General features: G+C 43.3%; 13 protein-coding genes and 1 tRNA gene. 7 read left to right on the forward strand and 7 right to left on the reverse strand.

What is annotated here, in order from left to right; genetic code table 11:
* Position 1: 1 nt before the first annotated feature.
* A tRNA-Pro gene (locus RGE70_RS12210) sits at positions 2-78 on the reverse strand.
* Positions 79-610: 532 nt separating this feature from the next.
* Here RGE70_RS12210 and folD point away from each other — a divergent pair.
* The gene (gene folD, locus RGE70_RS12215) at positions 611-1468 is read left to right on the forward strand and encodes a bifunctional methylenetetrahydrofolate dehydrogenase/methenyltetrahydrofolate cyclohydrolase FolD (protein WP_310471723.1); all 858 of its coding nucleotides are present in this window, start codon (positions 611-613) and stop codon (positions 1466-1468) included.
* Positions 1469-1599: 131 nt separating this feature from the next.
* Here the strand turns inward: folD and cysS are convergent, their stop codons facing one another.
* Positions 1600-2979: a cysteine--tRNA ligase gene (gene cysS / locus RGE70_RS12220; protein WP_310471724.1), complete on the reverse strand. Its 1380-nt coding sequence runs from the start codon at positions 2977-2979 to the stop codon at positions 1600-1602.
* A gap of 305 nt (positions 2980-3284) precedes the next feature.
* Here cysS and RGE70_RS12225 point away from each other — a divergent pair, with 305 nt between their 5' ends.
* Both RGE70_RS12225 and RGE70_RS12230 read left to right on the forward strand, forming a co-directional pair.
* A complete protein-coding gene (locus tag RGE70_RS12225; RefSeq protein ID WP_310471725.1) occupies positions 3285-3779 on the forward strand; it encodes a peptidylprolyl isomerase in 495 nt (164 codons plus the stop codon).
* Positions 3780-3786: 7 nt separating this feature from the next.
* The gene (locus RGE70_RS12230) at positions 3787-4515 is read left to right on the forward strand and encodes a UDP-2,3-diacylglucosamine diphosphatase (RefSeq protein WP_310471726.1); all 729 of its coding nucleotides are present in this window, start codon (positions 3787-3789) and stop codon (positions 4513-4515) included.
* 35 nt (positions 4516-4550) lie between these two features.
* On the opposite strand, the gene miaE is transcribed toward RGE70_RS12230, so the two are convergent.
* On the reverse strand, positions 4551-5321 hold the full coding sequence (gene miaE, locus RGE70_RS12235; protein ID WP_310471727.1) for a tRNA isopentenyl-2-thiomethyl-A-37 hydroxylase MiaE: 771 nt from the start codon (positions 5319-5321) through the stop codon (positions 4551-4553).
* Positions 5322-5536: 215 nt separating this feature from the next.
* On the opposite strand from miaE, the gene RGE70_RS12240 reads away from it, so the two are divergent.
* Positions 5537-6133, forward strand: coding sequence for a Yip1 family protein (locus RGE70_RS12240; RefSeq protein ID WP_310471728.1), 597 nt, complete (start codon positions 5537-5539; stop codon positions 6131-6133).
* Positions 6134-6227: 94 nt separating this feature from the next.
* Here RGE70_RS12240 and glnS read toward each other — a convergent pair whose 3' ends face one another.
* The 3 genes from glnS to RGE70_RS12255 all read right to left on the reverse strand — a co-directional run bounded on the left by glnS (position 6228) and on the right by RGE70_RS12255 (position 10607).
* The gene (glnS, locus tag RGE70_RS12245) at positions 6228-7898 is read right to left on the reverse strand and encodes a glutamine--tRNA ligase (protein WP_310471729.1); all 1671 of its coding nucleotides are present in this window, start codon (positions 7896-7898) and stop codon (positions 6228-6230) included.
* 182 nt (positions 7899-8080) lie between these two features.
* Complete coding sequence (gene feoB / locus RGE70_RS12250) at positions 8081-10375, reverse strand: Fe(2+) transporter permease subunit FeoB (RefSeq protein WP_310471730.1); 2295 nt, start codon at positions 10373-10375, stop codon at positions 8081-8083.
* A complete protein-coding gene (locus tag RGE70_RS12255) occupies positions 10368-10607 on the reverse strand; it encodes a FeoA family protein (protein ID WP_310471731.1) in 240 nt (79 codons plus the stop codon). The genes feoB and RGE70_RS12255 overlap by 8 nt, the downstream gene beginning before the upstream one ends.
* 853 nt (positions 10608-11460) lie before the next feature.
* Here RGE70_RS12255 and RGE70_RS12260 point away from each other — a divergent pair.
* The 3 genes from RGE70_RS12260 (at position 11461) to RGE70_RS12270 (ending at position 16712) form a co-directional block, all read left to right on the forward strand.
* Positions 11461-13488, forward strand: coding sequence for an OmcA/MtrC family decaheme c-type cytochrome (locus tag RGE70_RS12260; protein ID WP_310472972.1), 2028 nt, complete (start codon positions 11461-11463; stop codon positions 13486-13488).
* Between the two features lie 103 nt (positions 13489-13591).
* Positions 13592-14581, forward strand: a complete 990-nt coding sequence (locus RGE70_RS12265) for a DmsE family decaheme c-type cytochrome (protein ID WP_310471732.1) — start codon at positions 13592-13594, stop codon at positions 14579-14581.
* Between the two features lie 13 nt (positions 14582-14594).
* On the forward strand, positions 14595-16712 hold the full coding sequence (locus RGE70_RS12270) for an MtrB/PioB family decaheme-associated outer membrane protein (RefSeq protein ID WP_310471733.1): 2118 nt from the start codon (positions 14595-14597) through the stop codon (positions 16710-16712).
* A 140-nt stretch (positions 16713-16852) separates the two neighbouring features.
* On the opposite strand, the gene RGE70_RS12275 is transcribed toward RGE70_RS12270, so the two are convergent.
* The gene (locus RGE70_RS12275) at positions 16853-17551 is read right to left on the reverse strand and encodes a response regulator (protein WP_310471734.1); all 699 of its coding nucleotides are present in this window, start codon (positions 17549-17551) and stop codon (positions 16853-16855) included.
* Positions 17552-17557 lie beyond the last annotated feature (6 nt).

A 17557-nucleotide genomic window follows, 5' to 3' on the forward strand; every position in this document is an offset into this window, starting at 1 on the left:
GTGGTCGGTGATAGAGGATTCGAACCTCTGACCCTCTGGTCCCAAACCAGATGCGCTACCGGGCTGCGCTAATCACCGAAATTGAAACTTATCGATTAAACATTAATTGGGATGTTTAATCAGCTTCGTGTTAACAACGAGTCCTCTCGTTGGGAACGGAGCGCATATTAGCCCCTAGCCTATACATCGTCAACGACTTTTTTTAAAAAATCGCACGTATGCTCACTTAACACACGACACGGATGTTCTTTGGCGACATCATAAGCACTTTGCTTATTTTAGGTTCAAAATTTAAACCCGAAACAAAATATAGTTACTTTACCTACTAAATCCATTTCCTACTGATTTTAATCATGGCAGCAAAAGAAATTTTAAATGGCATCATCTAATTACGTTACCCATACTCTAATAAGGCCACTAAAATGAGTCATATTCTCCCTTACAATTAACAGCACATACAGAATGTAGGGCTTCAAGCGTACTCAACCGCGGCTAATTATCCGTTTTTTAGAATTGTTTGTTGGTATTCTAAATCAATGACACCTACTGTTTGTCCTGTTAAAATAGCGCCGTTTTCCATTATCGTGCTGCATAAAGGACATCTTGCCCCATGACCGCTCAAAATATCGATGGCAAAGCTATCGCTCAAACCATTCGAACCAAATTAAAAGATAAAGTTGCCGCCCGTAAGGAAGCAGGAAAAAGAGTTCCCGGTTTAGCCGTCATTCTTGTTGGGGCTGACCCCGCATCACAAGTATATGTAGGCAGCAAGCGTCGTGCTTGCGAAGAAGTCGGCTTTATTTCGCGCTCATATGATCTTGAAACCGACGCGACCGAAGAAGCTTTGTTATCACTTATTGATGAGTGTAATGAGGATCCAACTATTGACGGAATTTTGGTCCAACTTCCATTGCCAGCGCATATTGAAGAATCAAAAGTTATTGAGCGTATTCGCCCAGATAAAGACGTTGACGGTTTCCATCCCTACAATGTTGGACGATTAGCACAGCGTATTCCTGTTTTACGTTCGTGTACCCCTATGGGAATAATGACATTAATCCAATCAACGGGTGTTGATACTTATGGATTAGATGCGGTTATTGTTGGCGCTTCTAATATTGTAGGACGCCCAATGACGTTAGAGCTACTACTTGCCGGTTGCACGACAACAACTTGTCACCGCTTTACCCGCAATTTAGAGCAAAAAATTAGACAAGCGGATTTGGTTGTCGTTGCAGTGGGTAAACCAGGGTTTATTCCTGGTGAATGGATTAAGCCTGGCGCCATTGTCATTGATGTTGGGATTAACCGTTTAGAGAGCGGCAAATTAGTAGGCGACGTACAATTTGATACTGCGGCTGAAAATGCAAGTTATATAACTCCAGTACCAGGTGGTGTTGGTCCAATGACGATTGCCAGTCTGCTAGAGAATACGTTTTATACCTGTGAGCAGTATCACCCTGAATAAAATTTCACCGTATTCTAAGGCTAGTAATGTTCCAGACATAACTACCACACTTGCCCATCCATGGGTGTGGCATAAATGTTCCAGACATAAAAAAACCTGCTAATTGCAGGTTTTTTTTATGCTGTTATAAATTACTTTTTACGCCAAGTGGTGCCTTCTGGCCCATCTTCTAAAATCACACCTAATGCGTTAAGCCCATCGCGAGCGATGTCTGCCGCTGGCCAGTCTTTCTCTTTACGTGCGCGGTTACGTTCTACAATCAGCGCTTCAATTTCAGCGACTTCATCATCAGAACCTTCGCCCTTAAAAAAGGTATCAACATCTTGAGATAAAATGCCTAATACGTCTGCAAGTTCTTTAAGTGCAACACCTAAAGCTGAAGCTTGTGCAAGATCAGTCAGTTTAAGACGGTTAATTTCGCGAACCATTTCAAACAATACTGAATAGGCTTCAGGAGTGTTAAAGTCATCATCCATAGCACTCTTAAACTGCGCTACAAACGCTTCTGCTGGTGCAGCCGTCACTGATAAATCTAAGTCTTTTAGTGCTGTGTATATCCGCTCTAAACCTGATTTAGCCTGTTTTAGGTTCTCTTCAGAATAGTTAAGCTGGCTACGGTAATGACCAGACAACAAAAAGTAACGGACAGTCGTTGCATCATAATGATTAAGCACATCACGGATAGTGAAGAAGTTGTTTAATGATTTTGACATCTTCTCTTTATCGACCATGACCATGCCCGTATGCATCCAGTAATTAACATACGGAGTGTCATGTGCACAGCATGACTGAGCAATTTCATTTTCATGATGTGGAAATTGTAAGTCGCTACCACCACCATGGATGTCAAAATGGTCACCAAGGTGTTTACTGTTCATTGCTGAACATTCAATGTGCCAACCAGGGCGACCTGGGCCCCAAGGTGATTCCCAAGTTGGTTCGCCCGGCTTAGACATTTTCCAAAGAACAAAATCCATTGGGTCGCGTTTACTATCTTCAACTTCAACGCGTGCACCCGCTTGTAACTGTTCTAAGTTTTGTCCTGATAAACGGCCGTATTCAGGGAACGATGACACGCTAAAGAGAACATCACCATTAGACGCAACATAAGCATGGTCACGTGCAATCAGCTTTTCAACCATGCCTATAATTTCTGGCATGTGTAGCGTTGCACGAGGTTCAAAGTCTGGGCGAGCCATATTAAGCGAGTCAAAATCTCTATGCATTTCAGCAATCAAACGCTCGGTTAATGTTTCACAGCTTTCTTTGTTTTCATTCGCACGCTTAATGATTTTGTCGTCAACATCAGTGATATTGCGTTGAAAATTGACATCATAGCCACTGTATCGCAAGTACCTAACTATCATGTCAAATGACACAAAAGTACGTCCATGACCAATATGACACAAATCATAAATGGTCACCCCACACACGTACATGCCGATCTTTCCTGGCTGTAATGGCACAAACTGCTCTTTTTGGCGGGTAAGACTATTGTAAAGCTTCAACATTGATTATTCTCTTCAACGACTATATTGGGAATTTTAGTCAGTCTACCATTGCAAAACTAACGGTTCCAAGCAGTTTTAGCCTACCAATACCGCAAAAGCGCATAGATGCTCTTTATATCGTCTACATTGCATTACCAACGATTAAAGAATGATGCTATTTCATATAAGTATAACCCCATTAGAGTAAATAATTAGCAGTAGGCACTTTTTAAAAGCATCAACTCACTGAACACTTTATGCCGCCGTCCAATTACGTTAGAATCCAGCCACTATACACAATCTGTAAAACTGCGAGAATCAATAATATGATCACACTTCATACCAATCACGGCGAAATAAAGCTTGCTTTAAACGCTGAGAAAGCTCCAAAAACAGCAGCAAACTTTGTTAAGTATGTAAAAGAAGGCTTTTACGACGGTACTGTATTTCACCGTGTAATTGACGGTTTCATGGTCCAAGGTGGTGGTTTTACTGAAAGCATGGAACAAAAAACTTGCGGTGAAACCATTGTGAACGAAGCAAACAATGGCCTTTCAAATAAAGTTGGTACTATTGCTATGGCTCGTACTTCTGATCCGCATTCAGCAACGGCTCAGTTTTTCATCAACATCAACGACAACACATTCTTAGACTTCAAGTCTGAGTCTCAACAAGGTTGGGGTTACTGTGTATTTGGCGAAGTTACAGAAGGCATGGACGTAGTCAACAAGATTAAAGCAGTTAGCACGGGTAACCGTGGCATGCACCAAGATGTGCCTCTTGAAGCTGTTATCATCGAAAAAGTGACTATTGAAGAGTAAGCCTGACTTGACGCGCACTCTTTTTGTGGGCGATTTGCACTTATGTGCAGATCGCCCCGATATCACCCAAGCTTTCCTTACGTTCTTAGATACTCAACTTGACGCGACTGATGCACTTTATATTTTAGGTGACTTATTTGAAGTCTGGGTCGGTGACGATATTGCAGAGCCTTTTGCCAATCAACTTGCCGAAGCAATTAAATTAGCCTCACTCAAACTACCGATATATTTTATTCATGGTAATAGAGATTTTTTAATTGGCAATGAATTTGCCAGACGTAGTGGCATGACCTTACTGCCTGAAGTCTTCTGCCTGAACTTGTATGGTATAAACACGGTGATCTTGCATGGTGATAGTCTGTGCACACTCGACAAACCTTATCAGCGATTTAGAACATTCCGTAATTTAAGCTCGATAAAGTGGCTTTATGCACACTTACCAAAGTCAAAGCGTTTGGGTATTGCAGCTAAGTTAAGAAATAACAGTAAAAGCAGCAACCAACAAAAAAGTGCGACCATTATGGATGTGGAGCCTTGTGCAGTACTAGAATTGCTTAACCGCACGCAAACGCAGCAGATGATCCACGGACACACCCACCGGCCTGCCATTCATCAGCTTGCCAATAACCAACGCCGTATCGTGGTTGGAGACTGGTATGAACAAGGCAGTATGTTAAGCGTCAGCCAAGACCATATTGAGCTAATTAACCTCCCTTTAGGTAACGTAACCATTTAATGATAATCACCTATTAGTGATATCGGCGCGGGTTGTTAGGTAACAAGTGGCTTACCACTATGAAATTTAAAATCGTTATCGGCAGAACAGATTAATTCGGCTTCAATATCCGCAAAATGTGCCACTCTATCGGCAATATCACTGTTTGCAATAGTCTGTGCTAATGCTAAGTAATCTTGATAATGACGTGCTTCAGAGCGCAGTAGAGAGACATAAAATTTACTCAATTGATCATCTAAATAGGGTGCCAATTTAGCAAATCGCTCACATGAACGAGCCTCAATAAAGGCTCCAACAATGAGTTTATCAATCAATGTCGCCGGCTCATGAGTTCGGACGTGTTTCATCATCCCTTTAGCGTACCGGCCAGCGCGCACATTTTGATACTCAATGCCACGCAGCTGCATGATCTCTAGCACCTGCTCAAAATGGTGAAACTCTTCTTTAATAAGCCGTACCATTTTTTGAATTAAATCATCACTATGAGCAAAACCTTTCTTAGGCACCAAATGGGCTGCGAGGTCATTTTTTTTGCCATTTTTAGCTAAAAATGCACTTACATCACGCTCTTTTATATACACAAAATCTTCATAAGGTTTTGCCCAATCTAACAATACTTGCCCACTCTTGTTATCAATTGCATATTTACGGATCAAGAACATTGCCGTCTGCGCAGCCTTTAATTCACAATTACAATGGTCGATTAATAACCCTTTCAATTGTTCCGGTTTAATCGCCTCTGTAACCCAACTATCTGGCGTTTCGCATTTTAAAAACGAGTAAATAGGTGCAAGTAACTGCTGCATGCTTAGGCTCTTTCTCTACTTATGTGATCAAATAGCTTATCAGTAATTCCATGCACAATCCTAGCTTAAGATCTATGCTTAAGTGATTGCTGAAATGATTGCCTTGACTCTGAATGAGTTTTGTTTAATAAATAGTCACAGAGCTGTAACAAGTTCGTCTGTAGTTTGGCGAGCCAATTTAATCAAAAGTTAAATGCTAAACAAGGATAACTACAATGATATTGAATCACTTAATGGGGCTTTACACTCATCCTAAAGAAGAGTGGCATACAATTGAGAAAAGTCATGAGTCACTAAAAAGCAGCTTGAGTCACATTATGCTCGTAGCACTGATCCCTACTATTTGTGCATACATTGCCACCTCTCAAATCGGTTGGGATCTTGGCGTTGGTGAACGTCAATTTTTAACCAATGAGAGTGCGTTTATCATGTCGACCGGCATGTACTTTGGCCTTATTGGCGGCGTATTCGCTTTAGCTTACTTAGTATATTGGATGGCTAAAACCTTCGACGCAACTCCAAGTTTCACCCAAGCACTTGAGCTTGCAGCTTATACTGCCACCCCTTTATTTATGGTTGGGTTAGCGACGCTGTATCCTACTTTGTGGTTTATCATGATGGTCGGACTTGTCGGTCTCGCCTATTCTGTTTACTTACTTTACACCGGTGTACCTATCATAATGAACATTCCTGAAGAGAAAGGCTTTATTTATGCCAGCTCAGTAGTGACAGCCGGGCTAGTACTGTTAGTCGCCTTGATGGGCTCGAGCGTTATTTTATGGAGCATCGGCTTTGGCCCAATGTACCAATAACTAGGTTAGTTAAACGTTATATTTCAGACACAAAAAAGCCGACATCAGTCGGCTTTTTTAATACTAGAACTAAAGACTTAAATCAAATTGCAACTTAAGCAAAAGTATCACGTAGCGGTACAGTCAAGTTAAAGACAAGGTTGTCTTTAGTTGAATCTTTATTATCTGCACAGAAGTAACCTTCACGCTCAAACTGATAAGCTTTTTCAGCTGCAGCGTCAACTAAACCAGCTTCAACAAAGCCGTGTTTCACTGTTAGTGAATGCGGGTTAAGTACGTCTTCAACATCATCTGCAACAGCAGGGTTAGCGTCGTTAAATAAGCGCTCATATAAGCGGAACTCAGCAGGCTTAGCTGTTGATGCTTCAACCCAGTGGATCACCCCTTTCACTTTACGGCCGTCACTTGGGTTTTTACCCAAGGTCTCATCGTCATAAGTACAATAAACCGTTGTCACGTTACCATCAGCGTCTTTGTCGCAACGCTCGGCTTTAATCACATAGGCATTACGTAAACGTACTTCTTTGCCTTGCACTAAACGCTTGAACTTTTTATTCGCTTCTTCACGGAAATCTTCCGCGTCGATGTATAGCTCACGTCCAAATGATAATGGGCGTTTACCCATTTCTTCATTACTTGGATGTATTGCCGCTTGTACGGTTTCAACTTGACCTTCAGGGTAATTTTCAATCACAACTTTAATTGGATTGATAACCGCCATCGCACGTGGAGCAAACTCATTAAGCTCTTCACGAATACAAGCATCAAGCATCGCTACTTCAATCATGTTTTCTTGCTTGGTCACACCAATTCGCTTACAAAACTCGCGAATTGAAGCCGCTGTATAACCACGACGTTTAAGGCCAGCAATCGTTGGCATACGCGCGTCATCCCAACCTGTAACAATGTTGCGCACCACTAAGTCATTCAGCTTACGCTTCGACATTAGAGTGTATTCAAGGTTTAGTCTTGAAAACTCATACTGACGGGTACGACTTGGTGATTGAAAATCATCTAGGTTATCCAGTACCCAGTCATATAATCTGCGGTTATCTTGGAACTCTAGAGTACATAACGAATGTGTGATGTTCTCAATCGCATCAGAGATACAATGAGTAAAGTCATACATCGGGTAGATACACCACTTGTCACCTGTTTGGTGATGATGTGCAAAGCGGATACGATAAATAATCGGATCGCGCATACACATAAATGGCGAGGCCATATCAATTTTGGCACGTAATGCACATTCGCCTTCTTTGAATTCACCAGCACGCATTTTTTCAAATAACGCGAGGTTCTCTTCAGGGGGAGTATCACGATGTGGGCTGTTTTTACCAGGCTGCTTCAAAGTACCACGGTAATCACGTGTTTGCTCTGCGTTTAAGAAACAAACATAAGCCAAACCTTTAGTGATTAACTCAACTGCATACTGGTGCAATTGATCAAAGTAATTTGAAGAATAACGAATATCGCCATTCCACTGGAAACCGAGCCACTGCACATCATCCTGGATAGAGTGAACAAAATCTATGTCCTCTTTCTCAGGGTTGGTATCGTCAAAACGTAAGTTACATTGACCTTTGTAGTCTTGTGCAATACCAAAGTTTAGGCAGATAGACTTGGCGTGGCCGATATGAAGAAAACCATTTGGCTCAGGCGGAAAGCGAGTTTGTACACCCGTGTGCTTACCACTAGAAAGATCTTCATCTATGATATTACGAATGAAGTTACTTGGACGTACTTCGGTGTCCTCATGACTCATGGAATTCCTCTTTGCGAACGATGATTAATGACGAAAAAAGCATAATCCTATAGATCCATAATAGGGTCAACGGTTCACGCTTAAAAACAGGGCTAATGGTTACAGCATAGCCACTTAAAGACTAAAAAGCAGCGAATAGTCGCTGCTTTTGGTTTATATGGGGTAAGTATACGCTAATCGTGCTATCCGGTAATCACTTTAATACCCGGAATGATCATTTGTGTTTTTTTACCTTTTTTCTTTAGCCAAATATAAAACATGACTAACGCAATGGTAAAGAACCCAATCCATAAGCTCGATTGTAATGGATGCTTAGCAAATGTCGCACCTTGGTAGAATACCGTGGCAGCACCGTAAGCTAAACCAAAGGTCCAAAGCCCTGCAAAAGCAGCCCAGCGTCCACCAAACTCATTTACGAGTGCGCCCATTGCAGCAACGCAAGGCGTATACAACAGAATAAACAGTAAGTAGGCAAATGCCGCGGTTACACCGCTAAACCCTGCTTGCAATGCACTAAAGGTAGATTTATCAACCTCAAGCTCTTCAGAAGCCGCGGCAACAGAGCTAACGTCACCAACAGAAATAGACAGTGGATCCTCAAAGGCAATACCAAATAAGTTTTCAGGGATCGTGGTTGCAGCCTCAACAAACGTCTCAGATAGTGGCGCTAATGCTTCATCAGCAGCGCTGTCATCAGTGTAAAGACTGTTTAAGGTTCCCACTACCGCTTCTTTAGCAAATATACCGGTGATAATACCTACCGTTGCAGGCCAGTTGTCTTGTTCAACCCCCATTGGCGCAAATAGTGGTGTTACGGTTTGGCTTGCAACACTCAATATTGATTCAGAGCTATCTTCATGGCCAAAAGAGCCATCGGTACCGATTGAATTAGCAAAGTTCAGAAGTGTCACAACAATAACAATTGTTTGGCCCGCGCCCATAATAAAGCTTTTGGTGCGCTTACCAGTACGTGCCATAACCGTTTTGAACTTAGGCTTTTCGTAACTTGGTAACTCCATAACCACAGCACTGCTGGTGCCTGGCAACAACGTCGAGCGTAACAGTAAACCGGTGCCAATCGCGGCAAAGATACCAATTATGTACAGTAGGAAGACTAAATTCTGCCCTGACTCAGGGAAGAAAGCTGCAGCAAACAATGCATACACAGGCAGACGAGCTCCACAAGACATAAACGGCGCCATCATACCGGTCACAATACGTTCCCGCTCACTACCTAGTGTTCGAGTTGCCATAATCGCTGGTACTGAACAACCAAAACCAACAATCATTGGTACAAATGCACGACCTGGCAGGCCAATACGACGCATTAAACCATCAACAACAAACGCCGCACGCGCCATGTAACCAGACCCTTCTAGCACTGACAGCGCTAAGAAAAGCGTGGCGATCACAGGGATAAATGTAGCAACAGTTTGAATACCTGAGCCCACGCCACCTGCAATAATCGTGACCAGCCAGTCTGGTGATCCCAAACTACTCATCAGCGCACCGAGGTGGTCAACAAAAATTGCCCCCGCGGTAATATCAAAAAAGTCGATAAACGAACTACCAACGTTAATGCTAAACATAAACATGAGATACATGACAAACAAAAAGACGGGGATCCCGGCTATTGGATGTAAAACGATTTTATCGAGTTTGTCAGTAATGGTCTCAGCGTTGTCACTGGTTACTGAACCAGTAAAGACTTGCTCAACAAAATTAAAACGGGTTGTGGCCACCATAACCTCAATATCTTTACCGTCATCCGATAATGCTTGAGAGTATTGCTCAACCTCACCTGCCATTTTGCTGTTTTTACATTTGCCACAACCTAACCCATTAGCCAGCATAGCAAGAGCACGGCCACGACTAAGGTTGCAGTCATGCGATAATAGACTCTTTACACCAGACTCGATTTCGTTATCGTAATCAAGTACTAATGGTGCTTCAGATACGTCTCCGTCAAGCAAAGCCACAAATTGCTGCTTCACTTTATCAATATCTTGTTCATCACGCGCGCAAACGGCTACCACAGGGCAACCTAACTCTTTACTCATCTGCTCAACATCAATATGAATACCGCGACTAAGCGCAGCATCAATTTTGTTAAGCACAACAACAAGTGGGATCCCCAGCTCTCTAAGCTGTACAGTGAGGTACAAATGACGCTCAATATTGGTTGCATCGACCAAGTTAATAATACCGTCGATGTCTTGATCTGCTAAATATTGCTGGGCAATCTGTTCGTCTAGCGAACAATCACAGCTATTGCCTGCTGGCAATAAATCATAAATGCCTGGAAGATCCGTTAGAAAAACATCGGTACCTTGCAGAGTAAATTGACCGGTTTTTTTCTCAACGGTAACACCTGACCAGTTGCCCACCTGCTGGTTTGAACCAGTAAGCGCATTAAAAAGGGTCGACTTACCTGCGTTTGGATTACCGACTGTGACACAGTTAAATTGCTTATCCATTCGCTTTTTCGACCTCAATAATATCTGCTAAATCGCGGCGCATGCATAATTTACTGCCACGGATATCTAATTCAACCCCAGACCCCATTGGTGCTCTGCGGATCAAAGAAAATCGAGTATTAGGCGTAATTCCCATAGAAAGGAGTTTACGTTTTACAACAGCAGGTAGATTAATTTGCCCTACCTGAGAAATTCTGGCGACATCGCCTGGACTTAATTCACTTAACTTCATTGCACATTTTACCTAATTGCAGGCCTCAAGCCTCAATTCTCTCTGAATTGGAGCCGATTTTAAAGGAGCATAACATTGAATAACTATACCTAGATCAAGATTTCGAACTCTAAACGATAATAATTTTCAATTGTGTTATTTATTATGTGACAAAAGACCAAACTAATAAACGGATCTTAAAATTTAATTGCCGGATATCGACAACAAACCCGTATTGATAGCTTTAACCCTAATACCAGCAACAAGGCCCCCCCAACGCAACGCCAACAACATTACGCCTATAATGCCGCTGCCATGCTAAGCATCGCTTTATGAAACATTAATACACCGCAATACCCTGCAATGAAAAAAGACAATAAGCTTGCGGCCGTTAATCGATAACAGAAATACCATTTCATTACTGCATTGCAACTAAATATTACTGGCTAAGAATAGATAATAACATCGTCACCAAAACAGCTAATCTGGCGCTGATTGAGAATCAACTAACCGAGTAACCAACCACATTTGTTACTTAAAATGAATAACAGCCCTGCATTAGCAACATTCATCATCTACAACCTTAAGCAGACGTAAAATCAGCACCCAAAATGCAACATTAAACAACTAAAACTACATATAGTTCAGTCCGTTTATTAATAGTACTAACAGTGAAATTTTGACTAGACCTACCCCTTTGTAAATATGAGGGGATAGCTCACACATTAGCACCAACGGTACTGATTATCGCTCAGCGTTACGTTAGTCTTTTAGTTGGAAACACTGTTTCCAGCACTGACTTAAACACTAATAAAAAGTAGTCAACAAACACAGGCTACATGTTTAAGGCAGGCTAAACCTTTGCAGGGAAATGATGATGAAACTAATAAAATCCAAAATGGCGCGGCTGTTAACAGCCAGTGCAATATCCATGGCTTTAAGTGGTTGTGGTGGCGATGATGGCGTTGATGGCAACCCAGGCACACCTGGTGGTTCAATTGCACAATACATCAATACTCTAAACCTAAACGTCACCGGTGTGACATATACCAATGGCATACCGACGGTTAGTGTATTTGCAACTAACGAAGAAGACTTACCCGTTGTAGGCTTACAAGATCTTGGTGTCACTGCCGCTCAACTCACCCCACAAGGAGCAACTGGAGCTGGCAACAGTGCACAGTGGACTCGAACTGCTCGAGCCTCTGGTAGTGATAATTTTATCGATAATCAAGACGGTTCATATACATTCACTTTTGAGTTAAGCGAATACAACGCTGACATGACTCAGCGCTTTAACGTCTATGCTGGCGGAATTGACTCAACGCTTGCAGATGGTGTGACCTCGGTTCCCCGCCGTGAAATAGTTGCTGATTTCGATGGTCAGGGCTTTGAAGCTAAATACACTAAGAATATTGTGTCCCATGACGCATGTACTCAATGTCACGCAGAAGGTGAGCCCATTACCACTCGCCACAGTGGGTACTACACCCATGAAACCTGTGCCACATGTCATACCTCAGCTTATGGTGAATCACAGTGGAACCACCTAATCCACAATATTCACAACACTGCTAAATCATTCGAAGATAAATACGGTAAACAATACACTGGCGAAGCCGCCGAGTTACTGCTCCAAGACAACTGTAAAACTTGTCACGTTGAACCTGCAGCTGATAGCGATGAGCTAACAGAGTGGAGCAACTGGACACGTATTCCAACCATTGAAACCTGTAGCAGCTGCCACACTGACATTGACTTCTTAACCGGCCAAGGTCACTCACAACAGTTAGATAATTCCAACTGTGTTGCTTGTCATAACGCAAGCTGGACAGAAGAGCTACACACCAGCGGTTTTGACGACACCAGCGCCTTAATTAATGCCTATGGTATGAACACCTCTCTGGTGGTTAACGCCGATTCAACTGCAACAATCACGATCTCTTTTATCGACAGCAATAGTGCCGCCGTTGATGCCGCCACCTTGTTGCCAAAAATCCAACGGATTGAAGCAACCACTAACGTAGGCCCTAACTACGTGCAACTAGGTTACTACGGCAAAGACAGCCTCAACCTAGTCCTTAATGGCGAGCTAAATGCATCGGCAACAATTACTGACGCAGGTGCAATTAGCTATACCACTAAGGCGCTGAGCTTTGGCGAAGCTGGCTCAGACTCTGACACAGCCTTTACCTTTACCGGTTTATCACTGTGTTCAGACAATGCAGCTTTCGTCGATTGCGATACGGTCGCAGTAAGCAACAATTTTGATGATAGTGGTTACTTACTCAATGACTACTTTACCGGCATGAAAGCCGATCTTGCTTTTGCTACCTACTCAGGTGAAGCGGTCAGCATGCGTCATGTCGATTCCGTTAACGCCGAGACTTGTATCAGCTGTCACAGTGATAACTTCGAGATCCATAAAGGTGCTTATCATCCTGGCTTCGTTCTATCAGACCAACTTGCTCAAGAAGTCGATGGAGAAATGGTATTTGGAGTTGATGGTTGTGTTGCCTGTCACACCCCTGACGGCACCTATGCTGGTGGTGGAAACCAAGGCGCACTAGAGATGAAACTTCACACGGTTCATGGGCCGCAACAAGTTATTTCAGATTGTACTCAGTGCCACAACGACTTTAACCTTGACGCGTTCAAAGCAAAAGGTGCACTAGCAACAGCAGCTGGCAGCTATACCACGCCGATTGCCGCAACGTGTGGCTCATGTCACAACGACGAGGCGAACCAAGATGCTTATTTTGAGCAATTCGTCGCACATGCTAAAACGCAAGGCGCAATATTCAATGCAACCAAAACAGTCGCTAACGACGGCGCTCAGCTTGAAGATTGTTTATCTTGCCACTTGCCAACAGCTTACGATCACACCCAGGTGAAAATGTAACTTGTCCCGTTCTTAAAGCAACTTTAACAATAAAAAAGTGTTGAAAATGGGGGAGCACGCTCCCCTATTTTCACTAAGACGGAACAAGCTTAGGAAACCGATTATGAAGATCACTAATATGCTCAAAACCTTACTCCCGATGCTAATTGCCTCTGCAGTATTGTCACTAAGCTTTACTGGTACAGCAGCGGCGTCTAAGTGGGACAAAAAGCTCTCACCAGATGAAGTAGAAGCCACGCTCGACAAAAAGTTCACCGAAGGTAAATACTCTTCAAAAGGCGCTGACTCTTGCTTAATGTGTCACCGTAAAACAGAAAAAGTCATGGCTATTTTTGACGGTGTTCATGGTTCATTAGACTCAAGCAAAAGCCCAATGGCTGGCCTGCAATGTGAAGCTTGTCATGGCCCATTGGGTAAACATAACAAGGGCGGTAACGAACCGATGATCGCCTTTGGCGCAGACTCAACGCTCATCGCAAGTAAACAAAACAGTGTCTGCATGAGCTGTCATCAAGACGATAAGCGCATCGACTGGAATGGCGGACACCATGACAATGCCGATATTGCGTGTGCTTCTTGTCACTCTATTCACACAGCTAAAGACCCTGTGTTATCAAAACAGACAGAGTTAGCAGTGTGTACTAGCTGTCATGCTAAGCAAAAAGCAGACATGAATAAACGCTCAAGCCACCCAATGCAATGGGCACAAATGACCTGTAGCGATTGTCACAATCCACACGGCACCATGAGTGATTCAGACCTTGTTAAACCTACCGTTAACGACACCTGTTATTCATGTCACGCAGAAAAGCGTGGGCCAAAACTATGGGAACATGCTCCCGTTACCGACAATTGCGTCTCTTGCCATAACCCTCATGGCAGCGTTAATGAAGGCATGCTAAAAACCCGAGCTCCGCAACTGTGTCAACAGTGTCATGCCAGCGATGGACATGCCAGCAGCGCATATATGGGTAACACCGGACAAGGTTCAAGTGTTGGCGACAATGCGTTCACCGGTGGCCGTAGCTGCCTAAATTGTCACAACCAAATTCATGGTTCAAACCATCCATCTGGTAAGTTATTCCAGCGCTAACGGAGACGAGAAGATGAAATTCAAATTAAACGTAGTCACGCTCGCCTTGCTTGCAAGTGCTGGTGCAATGCTCCCTAACGCGGCTATTGCCGTCGACAGTTACAGCATTCAACACGCTAACACTGCGAAAGTAAAATTCAATAAATGGGTCTGTAAACGTTGTAGCGTTGAAACCGGTTACCGCGGCACTGTGGGCGTGGGCGTAGGGTACAACGACAGTGACGATATTCATTCAGCGAATGCGTTTGCCGCTGAAAATGAGTTTGCAGCAAAAGTGGATGCTGATCTTAGCTATACCGCCAAAAGTGGTTATAAAGCCGATCTAGATGTTGACAACTTAGGGATGGAAAACAGCCGCGCTGAAATCAATGTCGGTAAAGCTGGCCTATACAACCTCAACCTGAATTACCGTCAAATTGCGACTTATAAAACCGATAGCGCCATGAGCCCTTATCAAGGTGTAGGCAGCGATCAGCTAACCTTACCTGATAATTGGGTGACCGCTGGCAATACGCAAACAATGAGTCAGTTAAACTCAAGCTTAAGCCCACTGGAGTTATCACTAAAGCGTAAAAGAGCCGGTTTGGGGCTTGATTATACCTTTATTGATACTCAAGGCGCGTCAATCCTAACCACTTACATCAATTATCAACGTGAAGATAAAGACGGCGTTAAACAAGCATCTGGCAGTTTTTACAACCAGTCAACGATGATTGCGGAACCCGTTAATTACACAACCGATACTCTTGAAGCTGGCGTACGTTTAGGCGGCGACCATTGGTTTGCAGCGTTAAACTATAATGGTTCAATGTTTAAAAATGAGTACAGCGAACTGTCTTACGACAGTGCGTTCAACCCCACCTTTGGCGCCCAAACTACTGGCTATATTGCCCTTGATCCTGATAACGAAGCACATACTTTGTCATTAATGGGTCAGTACGCGGCAGGTAAAACGACTTTTAATGGTCGAGTGCATTATGGACTCATGACACAAGATCAAGATTTCAGCACTTCAGGTTATGGCTACCAAATGCCAAGTGAATCACTTGACGGAGAAGTCGAAACCAGCGGCGTAACGCTAAAACTGGTATCACGGATTAATCGTCAGCTGCGCATCAACGCCAGCTACGATTATAACGATCGCGACAACCAAACCAACGTTGAACAATGGACGCAGATCAGCATCGACTCCACAACGGGACAAGCGGCTTACAACACGCCTTATGACACGACCACCCATAAGGCAAAATTAGCCGCAGATTACCGCGTGGCACGAGGGCATAAACTGGAAGGTGGACTCAACTACCAGCAAGATGAGCGCAACTACCAAGACCGTGAAACCACCGAAGAAAGTACCGTGTGGGCTAAGTACCGCGTCAGTACATTCGACAAGTGGGATATGTGGCTTAAAAGCAGTTACAGCGAACGTGATGGCTCTAAGTATCAAGCATCACAGTGGACTTCAAGCGAGTCAAACGATTTGCTACGTAAGTACAACCTTGCCGATAGACAACGTAGCCAAGTTGAAGCACGCTTTACCCATAGCCCTATTGATGCACTGAGCATTGATTTTGGTGCACGCTTTGCCCTTGACGATTACCACGACACCCAAATTGGTTTAACCGAGTCAAAAGACATCAGTTATGATGCCAGTGTTAGTTACTTGCTGACCAAAGACATGACATTGACGGCCTATTATAACCGCCAAAATATTGATTCAGAACAGGCAGGTAGCACCAACTTCTCAAGCCCTAATTGGTATGGGCTGGTTGAAGATCAGGTCGACGTTATTGGTACTGGGCTTAGCTACAACAACCTGATGGAAAAGAAACTGCGCTTAGGGCTTGATTACACCTATTCAGATTCAACAAGTACCACCCAAGTGACCCAAGGGATCACCGGTGATTATGGCGATTACTATGCCAAAGTCCATAACATTAATGTGTACGCGTTATACCGTGCAACCGACAAAATGGACTTACGCTTAGACTATAAGATGGAAAACTACAAAGATAACGACGCAGGTAATGACATTGCGCCAGACGAGATCTGGAACGTGCTCAGTTTTGGCAGTAATAGTCACGACTACAACGCCCACCTCGTTATGCTAAGTATGAGCTACCGCTTATAATTTTTCGTCATGCACAAAGCTGAGTGCTGATAAATGCTGTAACGCATTCATCGCTAAACACTCACTGTTAGCAACAAAAAAACCCGCTAAATGCGGGTTTTTTATTGCTCCATATACAGAGTCACCAACCGAGCTCCAAGCTACTCTAATTTATAGCCCACGCCATAAATTGACTGTAGCAAGTCGGGCGCCTGCCCCATTAATACCAGTTTAGCGCGTAAATTTTTAATGTGACTGTCAATTGTACGCGCACTCACAATGCGGTCATCAACATAGCAAACTTGCATTAAACTATCACGGCTGTGTACTACTCCAGGGCGCAACAAAAACGTGTTTAATAACCTAAATTCAACTGGTGTCAGCTCAACTTCTTGTTGGTTAACGTAACATTTAAAACGTTCGACGTTTACAGAAATGTGTTTATAAATGATCTCTTGCTCATCTGTTGGCGACTGATTATGTGCCACTCTACGCAAAATGGTTTTAACCCGTGCCACAATTTCACGCGCCGAAAAGGGTTTGCAAATATAGTCATCCGCACCAATTTCTAAACCAATTAAACGGTCAATCTCTTCTACCCTCGCCGTCAGCATTAATATCGGCACCGTCGAAAACTGTCGCACCTCTTTACAAATAGTCAGCCCATCTTTATATGGCAGCATCAAATCTAAAATTACAAAATCGACTGCGCCGTTTTTAACCGTATCAACGGCATCTTTTCCGTCGTGCAACACCTGCGTGCGAAAGCCATCAAGCGATAAAAAATCAACTAAAATTTGAGCAATCTTAGGTTCATCTTCAACAATTAGTACTGTTTTATCTTGGTACGAATTAATCATATAGTT

The organism is Shewanella youngdeokensis (assembly GCF_033180165.1).
Taxonomy (GTDB): domain Bacteria; phylum Pseudomonadota; class Gammaproteobacteria; order Enterobacterales; family Shewanellaceae; genus Shewanella; species Shewanella youngdeokensis.